This window comes from [Empedobacter] haloabium (genome assembly GCA_008011715.2).
GTDB lineage: Bacteria > Pseudomonadota > Gammaproteobacteria > Burkholderiales > Burkholderiaceae_D > Rugamonas > Rugamonas haloabia.
The window spans coordinates 5304369-5322864 of the sequence record CP136508.1 but is presented as its reverse complement, the minus strand read 5'-3'; the positions used below and the strand labels follow the sequence as shown (position 1 = coordinate 5322864).

Sequence of the window (18496 nt, the reverse complement as noted above, 5' to 3'; positions counted from 1 at the left end):
CGCTCACACTTATCGACTGTCGAATGAAGAAGAAACAGTAGCACCGCAGTATGAACGCGGGTCTGTAGCTCAGCTGGTTAGAGCACCGTGTTGATAACGCGGGGGTCGTTGGTTCGAGCCCAACCAGACCCACCAAGTATCGCGCCCAGGGGGATTAGCTCAGCTGGGAGAGCACCTGCTTTGCAAGCAGGGGGTCGTCGGTTCGATCCCGTCATCCTCCACCATAAAGTTTAAACGTAAGCGTGACGAGTTCACTTTTATGTTTAGTCTTTTAGAGACTACTGCTGTTTCGCTCTTTAACAATCTGGAAGAAGTAAAGTTTTATTAAGCGTGTGAGAAATCACACACTTAGGGTAGTGTTCGAAAGAACGCATACAAAAACTCATCAAACACAGTAGTAAATGCTTGAACCGATAGCCGTCAAGGTTATAGGGACAAGTGAATAAGTGCACATGGCGGATGCCTTGGCGATTACAGGCGATGAAGGACGTAGTAGTCTGCGATAAGCTACGGGGAGCTGACAAACGAGCTTTGATCCGTAGATTTCCGAATGGGGAAACCCACCCTTTTAGGGTATCACTCACTGAATACATAGGTGTGTGAGGCGAACGCGGCGAACTGAAACATCTAAGTAGCTGCAGGAAAATAAATCAACCGAGATTCCCAAAGTAGTGGCGAGCGAAATGGGAAGAGCCTGTACGTGATAGTCGGACTGATAGTGGAAGCCTCTGGAAATAGGTGCCATAGCGGGTGATAGCCCCGTACACGAAATCAGACCGGTGGTACTAAGCGTACGACAAGTAGGGCGGGACACGAGAAATCCTGTCTGAAGATGGGGGGACCATCCTCCAAGGCTAAATACTCGTAATCGACCGATAGTGAACCAGTACCGTGAGGGAAAGGCGAAAAGAACCCCGGGAGGGGAGTGAAATAGATCCTGAAACCGTGTGCATACAAACAGTCGGAGCGGACTTGTTCCGTGACGGCGTACCTTTTGTATAATGGGTCAGCGACTTACATTCAGTAGCGAGGTTAACCATATAGGGGAGCCGTAGAGAAATCGAGTCCGAACAGGGCGCTAGTTGCTGGGTGTAGACCCGAAACCAAGTGATCTACCCATGGCCAGGTTGAAGGTGCGGTAACACGCACTGGAGGACCGAACCCACTAATGTTGAAAAATTAGGGGATGAGCTGTGGGTAGGGGTGAAAGGCTAAACAAACTTGGAAATAGCTGGTTCTCTCCGAAAACTATTTAGGTAGTGCCTCAAGTATCACCATCGGGGGTAGAGCACTGTTATGGCTAGGGGGTCATCGCGACTTACCAAACCATTGCAAACTCCGAATACCGATGAGTGCGAGCTTGGGAGACAGACGTCGGGTGCTAACGTCCGGCGTCAAGAGGGAAACAACCCAGACCGCCAGCTAAGGTCCCAAAGATTGGCTAAGTGGAAAACGAAGTGGGAAGGCTAAAACAGTCAGGATGTTGGCTTAGAAGCAGCCATCATTTAAAGAAAGCGTAATAGCTCACTGATCGAGTCGTCCTGCGCGGAAGATGTAACGGGGCTAAGCCAGTCACCGAAGCTGCGGATATCCGTAAGGATATGGTAGGAGAGCGTTCTGTAAGCCTGCGAAGGTGTCTTGTAAAGGATGCTGGAGGTATCAGAAGTGCGAATGCTGACATGAGTAGCGATAATGCGGGTGAAAAGCCCGCACGCCGTAAGCCCAAGGTTTCCTGTTCAACGTTCATCGGAGCAGGGTGAGTCGGCCCCTAAGGCGAGGCAGAGATGCGTAGCTGATGGGAAGCAGGTTAATATTCCTGCACCGTCGTATGATGCGATGGGGGGACGGATCGCGGAAGGTTGTCTGACTGTTGGAATAGTCAGTTTCTGGTTCATAGGAGGTACTTAGGCAAATCCGGGTACGTAATCCAAGGGATCGGGACGAGCGAACTTGTTCGCGAAGCAATCGGAAGTGGTTCCAAGAAAAGCCTCTAAGCTTCAGTCATACGAGACCGTACCGCAAACCGACACAGGTGGGCGAGATGAGTATTCTAAGGCGCTTGAGAGAACTCGGGAGAAGGAACTCGGCAAATTGGTACCGTAACTTCGGGAAAAGGTACGCCCCGGTAGCTTGACTGCTTTACTGCAGAAGGGTGAAAGGGTTGCAATAAACTGGTGGCTGCGACTGTTTAATAAAAACACAGCACTCTGCAAACACGAAAGTGGACGTATAGGGTGTGACGCCTGCCCGGTGCTGGAAGATTAAATGATGGGGTGCAAGCTCTTGATTGAAGTCCCAGTAAACGGCGGCCGTAACTATAACGGTCCTAAGGTAGCGAAATTCCTTGTCGGGTAAGTTCCGACCTGCACGAATGGCGTAACGATGGCCACACTGTCTCCTCCCGAGACTCAGCGAAGTTGAAGTGTTTGTGATGATGCAATCTACCCGCGGCTAGACGGAAAGACCCCATGAACCTTTACTGTAGCTTTGCATTGGACTTTGAACCAATCTGTGTAGGATAGGTGGGAGGCTTTGAAGCGGGGACGCCAGTTCTCGTGGAGCCAACCTTGAAATACCACCCTGGTTTGTTTGAGGTTCTAACCTTGGCCCGTGATCCGGGTCGGGGACAGTGCATGGTAGGCAGTTTGACTGGGGCGGTCTCCTCCTAAAGTGTAACGGAGGAGTTCGAAGGTACGCTAGGTACGGTCGGACATCGTGCTAATAGTGCAATGGCATAAGCGTGCTTAACTGCGAGACCGACAAGTCGAGCAGGTACGAAAGTAGGACATAGTGATCCGGTGGTTCTGTATGGAAGGGCCATCGCTCAACGGATAAAAGGTACTCTGGGGATAACAGGCTGATTCCTCCCAAGAGTTCATATCGACGGGGGAGTTTGGCACCTCGATGTCGGCTCATCACATCCTGGGGCTGTAGCCGGTCCCAAGGGTATGGCTGTTCGCCATTTAAAGTGGTACGTGAGCTGGGTTTAAAACGTCGTGAGACAGTTTGGTCCCTATCTGCCGTGGGCGTTGGAAATTTGAAGGGGGCTGCTCCTAGTACGAGAGGACCGGAGTGGACGAACCTCTGGTGTACCGGTTGTCACGCCAGTGGCATTGCCGGGTAGCTAAGTTCGGAAGAGATAACCGCTGAAAGCATCTAAGCGGGAAACTTGCCTTAAGATGAGATTTCCCGGAGCCTTGAGCTCCTTGAAGGGTCGTTCGAGACCAGGACGTTGATAGGTCAGGTGTGGAAGTGCAGTAATGCATTAAGCTAACTGATACTAATTGCCCGTACGGCTTGTCCCTATAACCTTGACGGTTACAGAGCATTTGCCTGTGTTTGAGTTTTACCAGTAATACCCAACTTACTTCTTCCAGATTAGTAGCCTCGTTGCCCAATAGGGAACGAGACTACGTACAAGTCATGCCTGATGACCATAGCAAGTCGGTCCCACCCCTTCCCATCCCGAACAGGACCGTGAAACGACTTTGCGCCGATGATAGTGCTGCAACCAGTGTGAAAGTAGGTTATCGTCAGGCTGTTATTCCGAGAAGGCCCGCTGTGTGAGCACAGCGGGCTTTTTCATTCAGGACTTCGTACACCAAACCAGATTCTGGCACCGCGCCTCGCGCGAGCCAACAGGTCAAGTCTGATGACCATAGCAAGTCGGTCCCACCCCTTCCCATCCCGAACAGGACCGTGAAACGACTTTGCGCCGATGATAGTGCTGCAACCAGTGTGAAAGTAGGTTATCGTCAGACTAGTAATTAGAAAAGCCCCCGTCAGTCTGAACGCGCTCGAGATCGCGTTCAGACTGACGGGGGCTTTTTGCTTTGCATCGGCGGATGCAGTGCCGCGCAGTTAAGGAAACTTTCTCTCGGTCGTCGCGGCCGGCGTCGTCGGTGCCGGGCTGCCCTGGCTGATGCTGGCGCCGTCTTCCCGTTTCAGCGTCCAGAACGTCAGCGACGATACGATCGTCAGCCCGGCCAGCGTCAGAAACGCCTGGTGCAGGGCGCTCGTCAGGACCACCCGGTCCGTCTGCGGCAGGTCGCCCAGGTACCAGCCGGTGATCAGGGAACCACAAGCCAGACCGAAGCTCATCGACAGCTGCTGCATCGAGCTGGCCATCGTGCTGGCCATGCTGGAATCGCGCTGCTCCACGTCGGCATAGGCGATGCTGTTCATGCTGGAGAACTGCAGTGAGTTGAAAAAGCCCTGGCACAGGCTGATGGCGACGATGGCGTAAATCGGCGTGCCCAGCTGCACAAACGAGAACATGGCGATCGTCACGCCGATCAGTACCGTATTCACGACCAGCACCTGGCGGTAACCGAAACGCTTCAACAGCCGCACCGAAATGAACTTCATGCCCATCGCGGCCGCCGCGGCCGGCATCATCAGGAGGCCGGATTGCCACGCCGGCAGGCCCATGCCGACCTGGTACAGCAGCGGCAGCAGGAACGGCAGGCCACCCACACCCAGGCGAGTGAAGAAGCCGCCCAGCACGGAAATGCGAAAGGTGCGGATGCGGAACAGCGACAGGCGCAGCAGCGGATGTTCCTCACGGCCGGCATGCCAGGCATAGGCCGCCAGCAGGCTGCCGGCGATGAAGAACAGCACCGCTGCCGACGTCACATCCAGCTTGTGCTCGCCGAAGACTTCCAGCAGCCATGACAACAACGCGACGCCGGTACCGAACAGTATCAATCCCATCACGTCCAGAGGGCGGGGCCCGTCGCCGTGGTAGTCCGGCATATGGCGGTGCGCCAGCCAGATCGCGGCCAGGCCCACGGGCACGTTGATGAAGAAGATCTCGCGCCACGACAGCCAGTGCACGATCAGGCCGCCGACCGTCGGTCCCAGCAAAGGCCCGATCAAGGCCGGGATGATCACGAAGTTCATTGCCGTCAGCAGCTCCGCCTTCGGAAACGTGCGCACGATCGTCAGCCGGCCCACCGGCATCATCATCGCCGCGCCGAACCCTTGCAGCAACCGGGCCGCGACCAGCATCGGCGAATTGACGGACAGGCCGCACAGCACGGAGGCGACGGTGAAGATGCCGATGGCGGTCATGAACACGCGCCGGGTGCCGTAGCGGTCGGCCATCCAGCCGCTGACGGGAATGGCGACGGCCAGGCTGAGGATATAGCTGGTGACCACGGCCTTCAGACTCAGTGGCGTGACCATCAGGCTGATGGCCATGCTCGGGATGGCGGTGTTGACGATGGTGGAGTCGAGCTGCTCCATGAAGAGGGCCGTCGCGACGACCCAGGGCAGATAGCGTTTGACGGTGTCAGGACTGGACATTGGCAAGGCAACAATCGGGCGGGAGGCAACCGCCCGATTGTTGCATAAACCGGCAAAACAGGAAGCCGGCCTTGGCGCCGACGCTACTTCAGCGAGAGCAGGCGCTCCATCAAAGGCACCGTCGCATCGGCCAGACGCTCCAGGCTGGCCTCGCGCAGTGCGGCCGTGTCGACGGTCTGGTCCGAGTCCAGGCCCGCCCAGCGCAGCAAGGCCTGGCAGGCCTGAGGCGTGTCGAACAGGCCATGCAGGTAAGTACCCATTACCTGGTCGTCGAACGAGCGGGCCCCTTCCGGGCGTCCGCCGATATGGAAGACGGGACGATCCAGCGCATCGCCCGTCGAGACGCCCATGTGGATCTCGTAGCCGGCCACGCTGGCGTCGGCGAACGCGCAATGGCCGCTGACCTGTTCCAGCCGCTTGTCGCGCGTCAGCGTCGTCACCATGTCCAGCAGGCCCAGGCCGGCCGACTCGCCGGCCGCGCCCTCCACGCCGTACGGATCGCGCACCGCGAGCCCCAGCATCTGGAAGCCGCCGCAGATGCCGATCACCTTGCCGCCATAGCGCAGGTGACGTGCGATCCGTTCCGGCCAGCCCTGGGCAGCCAGCCACGCCAGGTCGCCGCGCGTGTTCTTGCTGCCGGGGAGGACGATCAGGTCCGCCGGCGGCACCGGCTCGCCCGCGCGGACAAAGCGCAGGTCGACGTCCGGGTGGGCCCGCAGCGCGTCGAAGTCCGTGTGGTTGCTCATCCTCGGCGTGCTGGGGACGACCACGCGGAATGCCCCGCGCTCGGCCTGCACGGCCTGCACCGCGTCCTCGGCGTCCAGGAACAGGCCATGCAGATAGGGCAGCACGGCCAGCACGGGCTTGCCCGTCTGCTGTTCCAGCCATTCCAGGCCGGGCTCCAGCAGCTTGATGTCGCCGCGGAAGCGGTTGATGACGAAGCCGACGATGCGCTGCCGTTCGCTGTCCGACAGGCAGGCCAGCGTGCCGACGATGTGGGCGAAGACGCCGCCGCGGTCGATGTCCGCCACCAGCACGACGGGACAATCGACCGCCTCGGCAAAGCCCATGTTGGCGATGTCGCGCTCGCGCAGGTTGATCTCGGCCGGGCTGCCGGCGCCTTCCACGATCACCGTCTCGTACTGGCGCAGCAGCCGCGCATGCGACTCCAGCACGGCGGCCATCGCGACGGTCTTGTACTGGTGATAGTCGCGCGCGTTCATCTCGGCGCGCACCTTGCCATGGATGATGACCTGCGCGCCGGTGTCGCTGGAAGGTTTCAGCAGCACCGGATTCATGTCGGTATGGGGCGCCAGGCCGGCGGCGATGGCCTGCAGCGCCTGAGCACGGCCGATCTCGCCGCCGTCGGCGGTGACGGCGCTGTTCAGCGCCATGTTCTGCGGCTTGAACGGCGCCACCGCGACGCCTTGCCGTTTCAGCAGCCGGCACAGGGCGGCGACCACCGTGCTCTTGCCCGCGTCGGACGTGGTGCCCTGCACCATCAGGGTGGAGTAGGGGAAGCGCATCTCAGTGTTTCCGGCGCTGCCGCGCCGTCTCCAGCGCTTCGCACAGCGACACGGTTCCCTGCACCATGCGCGGCCCCGCCCGATTGACGAGGTGGCCGTCGATGGTGAACAGGTTGCCCTGGCGCGTCGCCTTCATGTTCGGATACTGCCGCCACATGCCGGCACCGCCCTGTTCCTTCTCGGCGGTGCTGAACACCGCTTCCGGATCGGCCTGCAGCACCGCCTCGATGCTGACGACGGGCGCGGTCACCTTCTGGCTGGCGAAGATGTTCTCACCGCCGCACACCTTCAGCGCATCGCTGACGATGTGCGCGCCGTTCAGCGTGTACAGCGGCTTGTCCCATACCTGGTAGAACGTGCGTACCGGCGGGCGGCCTGCATAGCGCGCGCGCAGGGCGGTCAGTTGGCGGCGCAGGTCCTGCGCCGTCGCGTCCGCCGTCTTTTCGGTGCCCAGCAGCTTGCCCATGTTGGCGACGTTGTCGGCGATGGCGTCCAGCTTCTTCGGCTCGCTGTGGTACAGCGGCACGTTCAGCTTGCGCAGCATGTCGATCTGCCGCTCCGAGCTGCCGTGGCGCCAGACCACAATCAGGTCCGGTTTCAGCGCGATGATGCGCTCCAGGTCGACCTCGCGGTTGCTGCCCACGCGCGGGATCGCCTTGGCCGCTTCCGGATAGTCGCTGAAATCGACGGCGCCGACGATGCGCTCGCCGCCGCCGGCCGCGAACAGCAGTTCCGTGACGTGCGGCGCCATCGAGATCACGCGTTGCGCGGGCCTGGCCAGCGTCACCAGCTGGCCATCGTCGTCGCGTACGGTAATCGCGGCCTGGGCGACCAGCGGCGCCAGCAGCCCGGCCAGAATCAGCTTGTTCATTTCGACTCCCTTGTCCATTCGTTCAATGCGGTCGCCAGCCGCGTCCATGCCGCCTCGTCGGGCGGCAGGCCGAGGCGAATGCCGCGCGGCCCGGTGCGGAACAGCCGCACCCAGATGCCACGTCGCGCCATGTGGTCGTGCAACTGCTCCGGCCGCGCTTCCGGCCACCATTGGAACAGCGCGGTGCCCGATCCTTCGATGCCGTGCGCCGCCAGCAGATCGTGCAGGCGCTGGCCCGACCGCTGCAGCGTTGCGCGCGTCGCGCGTTGCCAGGCCTGGTCCAGCAGCGCCGCCTTGCCCACCTGCTGCGCTGGGCCGCTGACCTGCCAGGGGCCCAGCAGCTCGTCCAGCGCGGCCAGCAGGTCGGGCCGCGCCGCGACAAAGCCGAGCCGCACGCCGGCCAGCCCGAAGAACTTGCCGACGGAGCGCAGCACGATCAGGCCAGCGTGCCCGGCGCGGTCGGCCACGCTGTGCGCGCCGTCGGTGTCGGCGAACGCCTCGTCGACCACGAGCCAGCCGCCGCGCCGTGCCAGCCTGTCCGCCCAGTCCAGCAGTTGTGCGCGCGGGACGGCCGCACCCGTCGGATTGTTCGGGTTGCAGACCACCATGACTTCGCAGCCGTCCACCGCGTCAGCCAGCTCCGCGTAGGGTACCTGTCTGGCTGCATGGCCGTGCAGCGCCCAGTGATGGGCGTGCTCCGCGTAAGACGGCGCGGCAATGACGACGCGCGATGGCGGCCGCAGGCGAGGCAGGGCCTGAATAGCCGCCTGCGTGCCGGCGACGGCCAGCATGTGCGGCGCGCCATAGTAGGCGCACGCGGCATCGACCAGCGCCGGATCGGGTTCGGGCAGGCGGTGCCACGCGTTGTCCGTCAGCGCCGGTGCTGGATACCACGCCGGATTCAGGCCGGCGGACAGGTCGATCCAGTCGTCCCGGCCGTACAGGCGCTTTGCGTCGCGAAGGTTGCCGCCGTGTTCAGGCATGGGATCCCCCCAGCGCGACCAGGCCGGCGCAGGCCAGCCACAGCATCGTCGTTCGCAGCACCAGGCCCCACGCGCGGCCGATGTCGGCCGCTCGCGCGGGCGCGCCGCTGCCCAATGGCGGACGCTGCTCGATCTCGCCGTCGTACACGGCCGCGCCGCCCAGCGCCAGGCCCAGGGCCCCGGCGCCACTGGACATCACGGGACCGGCATTCGGACTGCTCCACGCGGGTGCCTGCGTGCGCCAGCATTGCCACGCGCGGCGCTTGCCGGCCAGCGTGGGTGCCAGCAGCACGTAGGACAGCGCCGTCAGCCGTGCCGGCACGTAGTTCAGTGCATCATCGATGCGGGCGGCGGCGCGACCGAAATACAGGAAGCGCTCGTTGCGATAGCCCCACATCGCATCGAGGGTGTTGGCAAGCCTGAACAGCACGGCGCCGGGGCCGCCGGCGACGGCGAACCAGAACAACGTGCCGAACACGGCATCGTTGCCGTTTTCCAGCAGAGACTCGGCACTGGCCTTGGCCAGGTCGGCCTCGCTGGCGTGTGCGGTATCGCGGCTGACGATCATCGACGTCAGGAAACGGGCGCGCGGCAGATCGCCTGCCGCCAGCGCGGCGGCGATGGGCAGGTTGTGCTCGCGCAGGCTGCGCAGGCCGATGCCCAGGTACAGCAGCAGCGCATGCATCGCCACTCCAAACCAGCCTGGCAGGGCGCACAGCCAGGCCGCCAGCGCGGTCAACGGCAGCACTGCCAGCACCCACGCCAGCACGCCACGCCAGAACCGGCGGCGGTCCCGGTTCAGCCGGCGCTGGATGAAGGTCGCCAGATTGCCGAAGCCGACCAGGGGATGGAAACGCCGCGCCTCGCCCAGCAGCAAGTCGAGCAGCACGCCAGCCAGCAGCAATCCCGCGACGGCCGGCCAGGACAGGCCACTCAGCATGAGGCATCCTTGAGCATCAGCGGCAGCCCGGCCGCCACGAACACGACACGGTCGCACAGCGCGGCGACCGCCTGGTTCAGCCGGCCCGCTTCATCGGCGTACACCCGGGTGATGGCGCCATACGGCACGATGCCCATCCCGACCTCGTTCGAGACGAAAATCACGTCGCCGCGCGGCTCGGCCAGTTGCGCCAGCAGTGCGGCACGTTCGGCGTGGAAGCGTGGTGGCAGTTCGATCGCGCCGACGTCGGGGTAGGCGGTCCCGCCGTCGAACAGCAGGTTGCTGAGCCAGAGCGTCAGGCAGTCCACCAGCACGAGGCGGTGCGGCGCACGCCACGCCGCCAATGCCTGCGCCAGCGCGAGCTTTTCCTCGACCGTCTGCCACTGCGCCGGACGCTGCGCACGGTGCAGGGCGATACGTTGCGCCATCTCGCCGTCGCCAGCGGCGGCGGTGGCGACATAGATCACTTCCTTGCCCGACTGCGCCGCCAGCCGTTCCGCATGGGCACTCTTGCCGGAGCGCGCGCCGCCCAGGACCAGCGTGCGCGTCATGCGTCGCTCCGCGAGAACAGCGCCGCGACCGCGGCCGGGTTGGATGGAAAGTAGGCATGGAAGTACGACGCCGTCAACGAACCCACGCGGTACACGGCCTCGCCTTGCGCGCCGGACGGGTTCTTGCTGGTGTGCGCAAACACCGGTGCCGTCGATTCCAGCCGCGAATAATGGAACGTGTGGCCGCGCAGGATACCCTGCGGCGTGACCAGCGCCTGCGGCCCCAGGCCCGCCAGTTTCTTCTGCACGGTGACGCGGCCGGGCAGCAGTCCCGCCATCGGCCAGTCGTGACCGGCGCCGTCGGCAAGCGCGTCCGCCAGGGCCATCATGCCGCCGCACTCGGCCACGATCGGCTTGCCCGCCGCATGCGCGGCCTGGATCGACGCGCGCCAGCGCGTCGCGCCGGCCAGCCGTTCGCAATGCAATTCCGGATAGCCACCCGGCAGGTAGACGGCATCGGCATCGGCCGGCACGGCGTCGTCCTGGAGCGGTGCGAAGTAGACGATATGGGCGCCCAGCTGGCGCAGCAACTCGGTGTTGGCGTGGTAGACGAACAGGAACGACTCGTCGCGCGCGATGGCGATCGTGCGGCCGGCCAGCAGCGGCTCGGTTGGCGCCGACGACGCCGGCGCCGCGAAAGTCAGCACCGGCAGGGTGGCCCAGGCGGCGCTGTCGAACGTCATCTGCGTGGCCAGCTCGTCCAGCAGGTCGTCGATGCCTTCCACCTCGTGCGGAAGCACCAGGCCCAGGTGGCGCTCGGGCAGCGAGCGGCCCTGCTTCGGCAGGGTTCCGAACAGCGGGATGCCGCGCAGCGAGGCCTGCACCATCGCCGCATGCCCGGCGCTGCCGATGCGGTTGGCGATGACGCCCGCCATCTCGACGGGGCCATAGTCGCGCAGCCCGTGCACCAGCGCGCCGGCCGTCTGCGCCATCGCGCCCGCGTCGATCACGGCCAGCACCGGCACCCCGAATTCGCGCGCCAGGTCGGCGGCGGACGGGGTGCCGTCGTACAGACCCATCACCCCTTCGATCAGGATCGTGTCCGCCTCGAGCGCTGCCTGCGCCAGCAACTGGTGGCAGCGTTCGCGCCCAACCATCCACAGGTCCAGCGTCTCGACCGGTGCGCCGCTGGCGCGCTGCAGCACCATCGGGTCGATGAAGTCGGGGCCGCACTTGAACACGCGTACGCGCTCGCCGGCCCGCGCCAGCTTGCGCGCCAGCGCCGCCGTGACGGTGGTCTTGCCCTGGCCGGACGAGACGGCCGCGATCAGGACGGCACGCGCACCCATCAGAACTCCGTGCCCGCTTGTGCGGCGATGCCGGCCTTGAACGCGTGCTTGACGACGTTCATCTCGGTGACCGTGTCGGCGATGTCGACCAGCTCGGGCGGCGCCCCGCGGCCGGTGATGACGACGTGCTGCATCGCCGGGCGCTCGAGCAGGTCGGCGATGACCACGTCCACGTCCAGGTAGCGGTACTTCAGCGCGATGTTCAGTTCGTCCAGCAGCACCAGTCCGTAGGCGGGATCGGCCAGGAAGGTTTTCGCCTGGGTCCACGCGGCCTGCGCCTTCTCGGTGTCGCGCACGCGGTCCTGCGTGTCCCAGGTATAGCCTTCGCCCATCGCGTGGAAACTTACTTCGTCCGGGAAGCGACGCAGGAATTTCTCCTCACCGGTCGACATGGCGCCCTTGATGAACTGGACCACGCCGACCTTCATGCCATGGCCCAGCGCGCGCGCCACCATGCCGAAGCCGCTCGAGCTCTTGCCCTTGCCGTTGCCGGTATTGACGACGATGATGCCGATCTCCTTGTCGGCGGCAGCGATTTTCGCGTCGACGATCGCCTTCTTGCGCTCCATGCGGGCGCGGTGGCGTTCGTTCAGCGCGGCGGTTTGTTCCGGTGTCGGTTCGTTCATGGTTATGCCTCGCGAGGAATGAAGATGGTGCGGCTGCCGTGCCGCACGGTGTCGATGGGGTGCTGCAGGAAGTCGCTGAGGATGGCGGCCTGCATCACATCGTCGCGCGCGCCGGCAAGCCAGCGGCCGTCGCCCATCAGCAGCAGCGCGTGCGTCGAAATGCCATGGGCCAGGCTCAGGTCGTGCCCGATCATGACGACGGTCTTGAGCTGCTCGCGGCACAGCCGCGCCAGCAGGCCCATCACGCTGACCTGGTGCGCCAGGTCGAGCGCGTTGGCCGGTTCGTCCAGCAAGAGCAGCGGCGTGTCCTGCGCCAGCAGGGCGGCGATCGCCACGCGCTGGCGCTCGCCGCCGGACAAGGTGCGCACGTCGCGCGCCGCCAGGTCGGCCACCTCCATCGCGGCCAGGGAGCGCAAAGCGATCTGGTGGTCATCGCTGTTTTCCCAGTAGCTGTTGCCGTGGTAGGGGTGACGGGCGGACAGCACGGTCTCGATGACGGTGTAGGCGAACGCGTCGCTGCGCGACTGCGCCAGGAACGCGCGCTGGCGTGCCAGCGCTTCGAGCGGCCACTCGCGCAGCGCGCGATCCTGCAGCAGCACTCGGCCGGCATCCGGTTCACGCAGGCCGGCCAGCGTGCGCATCAGCGTGCTCTTGCCTGCGCCATTGCGGCCGATGATGCTCCAGCATTCGCCGTCGCGTACCTGCCAGTCCAGGTCCTGGATCAGGGTGCGCGCGCCGATGCGCAGTTGCAGGCGTTCGGTGGCGATCATTTACGTAACCGGTGCAATTGATACAGGAACACCGGCGTGCCGATCAGCGCCGTGATGACGCCGACCGGCAGCTGTTGCGGCGCGATGACGGTGCGTGCCAGCGCATCCGTCAGCACCAGATAGGCGCCGCCGGCCAGCGTGGCGGCGGGGATCAGCACGCGGTGATCGGGACCGAAGGCGAAACGGCAGGCATGCGGCACGATCAGGCCGACGAAGCCCACGCTGCCGGCCGTCGTGACGGCGCTTGCCGTCAGCAGGCCGGAACAGAAGAACAGGCCCTTGCGCAGCGCGCCGACGCGGATGCCCAGGGTGGCTGCCGCTTCCGCATGCAGCGCCAGTACATTGAGCGCGCGTGCGGAGCGCAGGGCGAACAGCAGCCCGGCGCCCAGCACGAGCCAGGGCAGCAGGCGCAACGGCGCGCCGGACAGGTCGCCGATCAGCCAGAACACCATGCCACGCACCTGGTTGTCGGCAGCCACCGCCAACATCAACGAGATCAGGGCCGAACCGGCCGACGACAGGATCACGCCGGTCAGCAGCAGCAGGGCGGTGCCACCTTCGGCGGCGCTGCCGCCGCGCAGGTCGCGCCGCGCCAGCAGGTACAGCAACATGGAAATGACGACGGCGCCGGCAAAGGCGGCGGCGTCGATGACCCAGGCGGCGCAAGCCGCCATGATGGCCGCCAGCGCGCCGACGGCGGAGCCGGACGAAATGCCCAGCACGTACGGATCGGCCAGCGGATTGCGCAGCAGCGCCTGCATCATGACGCCGGCCAGCGCCAGCGCCGCCCCCGTCACGAAGGCCGTCAGCGCGCGGCTGACGCGCAGCTCCAGCAGCGTCGCGGCCAGCGAGTCGGCCCGGTGGTGCAGCAGTTCGTTGAGCGCCGCTGGCATGTCCGCCAAGGGGATCGGGACGGAGCCGGTCATCCCCGCGAACAGCACGCTGCCGACCGATGCCAGCAACAGCACGGCAATGACGATGCCGGCACGCGCGCGCAGGTTGGCGAAAGTGGGATGCATGGGCTGCCTGGAGCGGTCGGTCCTGCCGGGACGGTGCCCGGCAGGGGCAACGTTACTTGAAGCCGTAGCGGACGCCGGCAAACGCCGTCGCACCGCCGGTCGGGTAGTAACGCGCCAGCTCGTAGTCGCGGCCGGCCACGTTGTTCCAGCGCACCAGCGCGGACCAGTCGCGCGCGAACTGGTAGGTCGCGTACAGGTTGACGATGCCGTAGCCGCCCAGCTTGTTGCGGTTGGCCGCGTCGTCGAAGCGCGCCGACGACAGGTGCCACTCGACGCCACCCGTCAGCGGGCCATTGACGTATTCGACATTCAGGTTGGCGTGACGCTTGGCGCGGCGCTGCAGGCGCTTGCCGGTGGTCTCGTCGCGCGGGTCCTGGAAATCGGCGTCGGCGCTGACGGTGAACGGGCCGAACGTGCGGCGTGCGCTCAGGCTCACGCCTTCCAGCAGGCCCTTGTTGACGTTGTACGCGCAGCCGTAGCTGTAGTCGTTCTCGTCGTCGCTGGGGAACGGGCACGGCGTCGTGTTGACCAGCAGGTCCGTCAGCTTGTTGTGATAGTAGACCGCGCCCAACTCCGTCGTGCCGTCGTTGTAATGCAGGCCCACTTCGGCGTTGCGGCCTTTTTCCGGACGGTTGTTCTTGTTGCCGTAGCCCGGGTAGTACAGCTCGTTGAACGTCGGCGCCCGGAAGCTGGTGCCGTAGCTGGCTTCCACGCGCAGCGCCTGGCTGATGCGGTAGCCATAGCCCAGCGAGCCGGTGTTGCGCGAGCCATACTGCGAGTCGTCGTTGCGCGCGCCGACGTTGACGAGGTGGTTGCCCCGCTTCAGGCTGTAGGTGGCCGCGTAGGACGTGGTGCTGCGCTCCTTGTTCAGCGCGTTCGTCGTGCCTTCGACTTCCTCCTTGCGGTGCTCGGCCAGCAGCTGCAGGTTGTCGCTGCCGATGCGGATATCGTTCTGCCACGTGAAGACGGTCTGGGTCGAATCGATCTGGCCGCCGCCGTACGGGCCGGGCGCGTAGTAGGAACCGGACTTGTCGCGCGATTTGGCGGCCTGCACGAACATGGTCCAATCCGGCAGGATGCGGTTGCGCGAGTAGGCGGCCAGGTTGCTTTGCACTTGCGTGCTGTAGGCATCGAAGGAGGCGCCGCTGTCGTAGTCGGCCGTGGTGTCGCCATACAGGAACATGCCACCGATTTCGTGGCCGGGGGCCAGCTGCACGGCCACCTGGCCGGCGGCGTTCTTGCGACGGTAGCCGTCGTTGTCCGCGTTGTAGCTGCCGGACGGACGGCGCGTGGCCGAGTAGCCTTCGGACAGGTCCTTGCCGACGGAAAGGGAGTAGCTGACCTTGTCGGTGCCGCCGGAGATCGCGGCGTCGGCCGCGTAGGTCGCGTCGCTGCCGGCGCCGACGAAGGCGGTAACGGCCGGGGCGCCCTTGCCCTTCTTGGTGAACAGCTGGATCACGCCGCCGACCGCGTCGGCGCCGTACAGGGTGCTGAGCGGGCCGTAGACGATCTCGATATGATCGATGGCCGACAGTGGAATGGCGTTCCAGCTGGCCGCGCCACCGGAGACGGAGCCGATGCGCACGCCGTCCACCAGCACGATGCTCTGGTTGGCCGCGGCGCCGCGCAGCAGCACGCTGGCATTGGCGCCGGCGCCACCGTTGCGGGTGACTTCCAGGCCGCGCTGGCGCTGCAGCAGTTCCGTCAGCGAACCGACGCCGGCGTTGGCGATGTCCTGCGCGCTGATCGTCAGCGTGTCGCTGATGACTTCACTGGCCAGCTGCGGCGTGCGGCTGGCGGTCACGATGACGGCGTCGATGGCGGTGGTCTGGGCGACGGCGGGGGCGGCGAAGGCCGCGGCAATGGCGAGTGCCAGCGCGGCGCGCGCTGCCTGGGGTGTTGCGGGAGAGGTCATGACAAATCTGTTCTTCTATGTGCAACCGGCCCGCTTCCCCGCAGGCCGGATGGAACAGAAGCGCGCGCATGGCTGCGGCGCGCTTCCACCTGAGTCCTGGCCGGTATCCGGGCTGGCAGGTAGGTCCGTCCCGCCTTCCCATGCCGGTCATCGACCGGGCACAGTGGCTGACTGAGACGGCTGCCGCGCTGTGCGCGCGGCGGCCTGCTTACCGTTGCGGGGGCAGCATGCGTTGGCCCGTGCCGGCGGCGGCGCGTGGCGTTGCATTTCCCGTTTAACTGCGTCCGAGAGAGGGACGCGGGCACCAGAACCCCGTCATTATAGCTGCTTTGATACGGCGGCCAGCGTCAGCGGCACGGCCGCGCCATACGGAACCTGGTGCGGCGTGGCGGCCGCCGCCAGCGCCGCCTGTTCCAGCGACTGCCCGGTGGCGAGTGCCGTCATCAGGCGGATCGTGCCGGCGTGGCAGATGACGATGGCATTGCCGGTGCCGCGCGCGCGGATGGCATCGAGCGCGCGCCGCACCCGCCGCGCCACGGCCAGCACGTTCTCGCCGCCGCCGGGGCGGTAGTGCAGCAGGTCAGCGGCCCAGGCATCGACGTCGGCACGCGAGATGTCGTCCCAGCGGCGGTTTTCCCAGCTGCCGAAGTCCATTTCGGCCAAGTCCGCATCGAAGGTGACGTGGTCCGCCAGGCGCCGCGCCAGCAGGGCGCAGCGTTGCAAAGGGCTGCTGAACATCGGGGCGGCCGGCAGCAGCGGCCGCAGATCGGTCACCACGCGGGCCAGTTCATCTTCCGCCACGGGCAGGTCGGTGCTGCCATAGCAGATCCCGGGTGCTGCCAGGGGCCGCGGATGGCGCACGAGGATCAGCTTCATCGGGCGGCGAGCGCGCACAGGTAAAACACGGCTTCGCACAACTGCTGCACGGCGCCCAGGCAATCGCCCGTGTAGCCGCCCAGTCGGCGCGCCAGCTTGCGCGCGAACCACAGCGTGATCAGTGTCATGGCGACGAGGCCCGCCAGCAGGTTCGGCCAGGGCAGCCAGCCGGACAGCCCAACCAGCAGCACCGGCGGCAGGCAGCACAGCGTGGCGATGGCGAATTCGCCTGTGCTCATCTGTTGCGCCAGCGGCTTGGCCTTGCCTTCGGCGCGGGCGTACTCCATGCGCCAGATCAGGCTTGCCGCCAACAGGCGCGAGAGCGGATGGGCCGCCACCAGCGCGGCCACCGCCGCCAGCGGCGGCAGATGGGCCAGCGCCGTGCATTTGACGGCCAGCAGCAGGCCGATGCCGATCGCGCCATACGCGCCGATGCGCGAATCCTTCATGATTTCCAGTGCACGCTCGCGCGTGTGGCCGCCACCGAGGCCGTCGCAAGCGTCGGCGAAACCGTCCTCGTGGAAGGCGCCCGTCATATAGATCGTGGTGGCGGTCGCGAGCAGCACCGCGACCGGCGGCGGCAGCAGCAACGCGGCGACCCAGTACACCAGGGCGCCGGCGATGCCGACGACCAGTCCGACCAGGGGAAAATAGCGTGATGCGTGATGCAGCCAGTCCGGCTCGAAACCGACCCAGCGGGGAATCGGCAGCCGCGTGAAGAACTGCAAGGCGGTGAAGAACAGGCGGAGTTGGTGCAGCACGGCGTCAGGCCGACTGTTCGCTGACCTGGGCCGATTCGAACGTGGCCATGCGGTCGAGGAAGTTGACGGCGGCATGCAGCAGGGGCAGGGCCAGCGCGCTGCCGGTGCCTTCGCCCAGGCGCAGGCCCAGGTCCAGCAACGGGCGTGCGCCGAGCGCATCGAGCATCTGGCGGTGGCCATGTTCGCCGGAGCAGTGCGCGAACACGCAGTAGTCGACGATGGCTGGTTGCAGGCGGGCGGCGACCAGCAGCGCGCTGGTGACGATGAAGCCGTCGATCAGCAGCACCATGCGCCGCTCGGCCGCGCGCAGCATCGCGCCCGTCATCATGGCGATCTCGAAGCCGCCGAAGGCCGCCAGCACGTCCAGCGGCGCTGCCGCGTCCGCATGCAGCGCGACGGCCGCCTCGATCACCTGCTGCTTGTGGCGAATACCGTCCGCCGACATGCCGGTGCCGGCGCCGACACATTGCGGCACCGGGATGCCGGTCAGCTTGTGCATCAGGGCGGCGGCGGCCGTCGTGTTGCCGATGCCCATCTCGCCGAAGCCGAGGACGTTGCCGGGCAAGGCGTCGACCAGTTCCATGCCGTGTCGCAGCGCCTGCCGGCACTGGTCCGGCGTCATCGCCGCTTCGCGTGCGAAGTTGCGGGTGCCCATGGCCACCTTGCGGTCATCGAGGCCGGGGCGCGGCCCGAATTCGTGCGCGACACCGGCGTCGACGACGCGCAGCGCGCAGCCATTCTGCTCTGCGAACACGTTGATTGCGGCGCCGCCCGCCAGGAAGTTCTCGACCATCTGCCACGTTACGTCCTGCGGGTAGGCCGACACGCCTTCGGCCACGACGCCATGATCGCCGGCGAACACCAGGATGGCCGGCTCGCGCAGCGCAGGCTTCGTCGTCTGCTGGATCATGCCGACCTGGCGCGCCAGCGTCTCCAGCCGCCCCAGGCTGCCGAGCGGCTTGGTCTTGTTGTCGATGGCGCGGGCAAGGGCGGCGGCCAGGTCGGCGGGGGCATCAAGCACGGGCGGGATGGTCGGAGGCGTCATGGCGGCAGCCTTTGCGG

Annotated in this window: 14 protein-coding genes, 2 tRNA genes, 3 rRNA genes and 1 riboswitch; of the genes, 5 read left to right on the top strand and 14 right to left on the bottom strand. The window is 65.4% G+C overall.

Going from position 1 to position 18496, the window contains the following annotated elements; all coding sequences use genetic code 11:
* Positions 1–58 precede the first annotated feature (58 nt).
* The 5 genes from E7V67_023075 (at position 59) to rrf (E7V67_023055) (ending at position 3761) form a co-directional block, all read left to right on the top strand.
* Positions 59–135: transfer RNA gene (locus tag E7V67_023075), tRNA-Ile, on the top strand.
* A 13-nt stretch (positions 136–148) separates the two neighbouring features.
* A tRNA-Ala gene (locus E7V67_023070) sits at positions 149–224 on the top strand.
* 208 nt (positions 225–432) lie between these two features.
* Positions 433–3305: ribosomal RNA gene (locus E7V67_023065) — 23S ribosomal RNA — on the top strand.
* A gap of 121 nt (positions 3306–3426) precedes the next feature.
* Positions 3427–3539 (top strand): 5S ribosomal RNA (gene rrf, locus E7V67_023060).
* A 109-nt stretch (positions 3540–3648) separates the two neighbouring features.
* Positions 3649–3761, top strand: a 5S ribosomal RNA gene (gene rrf / locus E7V67_023055).
* A 100-nt stretch (positions 3762–3861) separates the two neighbouring features.
* Here the strand turns inward: rrf (E7V67_023055) and E7V67_023050 are convergent.
* The 14 genes from E7V67_023050 to cobT form a co-directional block, all read right to left on the bottom strand.
* A complete protein-coding gene (locus E7V67_023050) occupies positions 3862–5307 on the bottom strand; it encodes a DHA2 family efflux MFS transporter permease subunit (protein ID WUR12544.1) in 1446 nt (481 codons plus the stop codon).
* An 83-nt stretch (positions 5308–5390) separates the two neighbouring features.
* Positions 5391–6833 carry a cobyric acid synthase gene (locus tag E7V67_023045; protein WUR12543.1) on the bottom strand — a complete coding sequence of 481 codons (1443 nt, stop codon included), beginning with the start codon at positions 6831–6833 and terminating at the stop codon, positions 5391–5393.
* Between the two features lies 1 nt (position 6834).
* The gene (locus E7V67_023040) at positions 6835–7704 is read right to left on the bottom strand and encodes a cobalamin-binding protein (protein WUR12542.1); all 870 of its coding nucleotides are present in this window, start codon (positions 7702–7704) and stop codon (positions 6835–6837) included.
* Positions 7701–8687: a threonine-phosphate decarboxylase CobD gene (gene cobD, locus E7V67_023035; GenBank protein WUR12541.1), complete on the bottom strand. Its 987-nt coding sequence runs from the start codon at positions 8685–8687 to the stop codon at positions 7701–7703. The genes E7V67_023040 and cobD overlap by 4 nt, the downstream gene beginning before the upstream one ends.
* Positions 8680–9627: an adenosylcobinamide-phosphate synthase CbiB gene (gene cbiB / locus E7V67_023030; protein ID WUR12540.1), complete on the bottom strand. Its 948-nt coding sequence runs from the start codon at positions 9625–9627 to the stop codon at positions 8680–8682. Before cbiB ends, cobD begins: the two co-directional genes overlap by 8 nt.
* Positions 9621–10178: a bifunctional adenosylcobinamide kinase/adenosylcobinamide-phosphate guanylyltransferase gene (cobU, locus tag E7V67_023025; protein WUR12539.1), complete on the bottom strand. Its 558-nt coding sequence runs from the start codon at positions 10176–10178 to the stop codon at positions 9621–9623. Before cobU ends, cbiB begins: the two co-directional genes overlap by 7 nt.
* Positions 10175–11467, bottom strand: coding sequence for a cobyrinate a,c-diamide synthase (locus E7V67_023020; GenBank protein WUR12538.1), 1293 nt, complete (start codon positions 11465–11467; stop codon positions 10175–10177). The genes cobU and E7V67_023020 overlap by 4 nt, the downstream gene beginning before the upstream one ends.
* A complete protein-coding gene (gene cobO / locus E7V67_023015) occupies positions 11467–12093 on the bottom strand; it encodes a cob(I)yrinic acid a,c-diamide adenosyltransferase (GenBank protein WUR12537.1) in 627 nt (208 codons plus the stop codon). Before cobO ends, E7V67_023020 begins: the two co-directional genes overlap by 1 nt.
* A gap of 2 nt (positions 12094–12095) precedes the next feature.
* The gene (locus E7V67_023010; protein ID WUR12536.1) at positions 12096–12863 is read right to left on the bottom strand and encodes an ABC transporter ATP-binding protein; all 768 of its coding nucleotides are present in this window, start codon (positions 12861–12863) and stop codon (positions 12096–12098) included.
* Positions 12860–13882 (bottom strand): iron ABC transporter permease, encoded by a 1023-nt coding sequence (locus E7V67_023005; protein ID WUR12535.1) that lies wholly within the window; start codon positions 13880–13882, stop codon positions 12860–12862. The genes E7V67_023010 and E7V67_023005 overlap by 4 nt, the downstream gene beginning before the upstream one ends.
* A 52-nt stretch (positions 13883–13934) precedes the next feature.
* A complete protein-coding gene (locus E7V67_023000; protein ID WUR12534.1) occupies positions 13935–15797 on the bottom strand; it encodes a TonB-dependent receptor in 1863 nt (620 codons plus the stop codon).
* An 80-nt stretch (positions 15798–15877) separates the two neighbouring features.
* Positions 15878–16121, bottom strand: a riboswitch (cobalamin riboswitch).
* A complete protein-coding gene (locus tag E7V67_022995) occupies positions 16116–16673 on the bottom strand; it encodes a histidine phosphatase family protein (protein ID WUR12533.1) in 558 nt (185 codons plus the stop codon). Its footprint overlaps the riboswitch before it by 6 nt.
* Positions 16670–17431 (bottom strand): adenosylcobinamide-GDP ribazoletransferase, encoded by a 762-nt coding sequence (locus E7V67_022990; GenBank protein WUR16332.1) that lies wholly within the window; start codon positions 17429–17431, stop codon positions 16670–16672. The genes E7V67_022995 and E7V67_022990 overlap by 4 nt, the downstream gene beginning before the upstream one ends.
* 7 nt (positions 17432–17438) lie before the next feature.
* Positions 17439–18479, bottom strand: coding sequence for a nicotinate-nucleotide--dimethylbenzimidazole phosphoribosyltransferase (gene cobT, locus E7V67_022985; GenBank protein ID WUR12532.1), 1041 nt, complete (start codon positions 18477–18479; stop codon positions 17439–17441).
* Between the last annotated feature and the right edge of the window lie 17 nt (positions 18480–18496).

Bases quoted from the DNA above. Each gene is read 5' to 3' on its own strand.
- cbiB (WUR12540.1), bottom strand. From the start codon at position 9,627: ATGCTGAGTGGCCTGTCCTGGCCGGCCGTCGCGGGATTGCTGCTGGCT.
- E7V67_022995 (WUR12533.1), bottom strand. From the start codon at position 16,673: ATGAAGCTGATCCTCGTGCGCCATCCGCGGCCCCTGGCAGCACCCGGG.
- E7V67_023045 (WUR12543.1), bottom strand. From the start codon at position 6,833: ATGCGCTTCCCCTACTCCACCCTGATGGTGCAGGGCACCACGTCCGAC.
- cobT (WUR12532.1), bottom strand. From the start codon at position 18,479: ATGACGCCTCCGACCATCCCGCCCGTGCTTGATGCCCCCGCCGACCTG.
- cobO (WUR12537.1), bottom strand. From the start codon at position 12,093: ATGAACGAACCGACACCGGAACAAACCGCCGCGCTGAACGAACGCCAC.
- E7V67_023005 (WUR12535.1), bottom strand. From the start codon at position 13,882: ATGCATCCCACTTTCGCCAACCTGCGCGCGCGTGCCGGCATCGTCATT.
- cobD (WUR12541.1), bottom strand. From the start codon at position 8,687: ATGCCTGAACACGGCGGCAACCTTCGCGACGCAAAGCGCCTGTACGGC.
- E7V67_023010 (WUR12536.1), bottom strand. From the start codon at position 12,863: ATGATCGCCACCGAACGCCTGCAACTGCGCATCGGCGCGCGCACCCTG.
- E7V67_023020 (WUR12538.1), bottom strand. From the start codon at position 11,467: ATGGGTGCGCGTGCCGTCCTGATCGCGGCCGTCTCGTCCGGCCAGGGC.
- cobU (WUR12539.1), bottom strand. From the start codon at position 10,178: ATGACGCGCACGCTGGTCCTGGGCGGCGCGCGCTCCGGCAAGAGTGCC.
- E7V67_023040 (WUR12542.1), bottom strand. From the start codon at position 7,704: ATGAACAAGCTGATTCTGGCCGGGCTGCTGGCGCCGCTGGTCGCCCAG.
- E7V67_023000 (WUR12534.1), bottom strand. From the start codon at position 15,797: ATGACCTCTCCCGCAACACCCCAGGCAGCGCGCGCCGCGCTGGCACTC.
- E7V67_023050 (WUR12544.1), bottom strand. From the start codon at position 5,307: ATGTCCAGTCCTGACACCGTCAAACGCTATCTGCCCTGGGTCGTCGCG.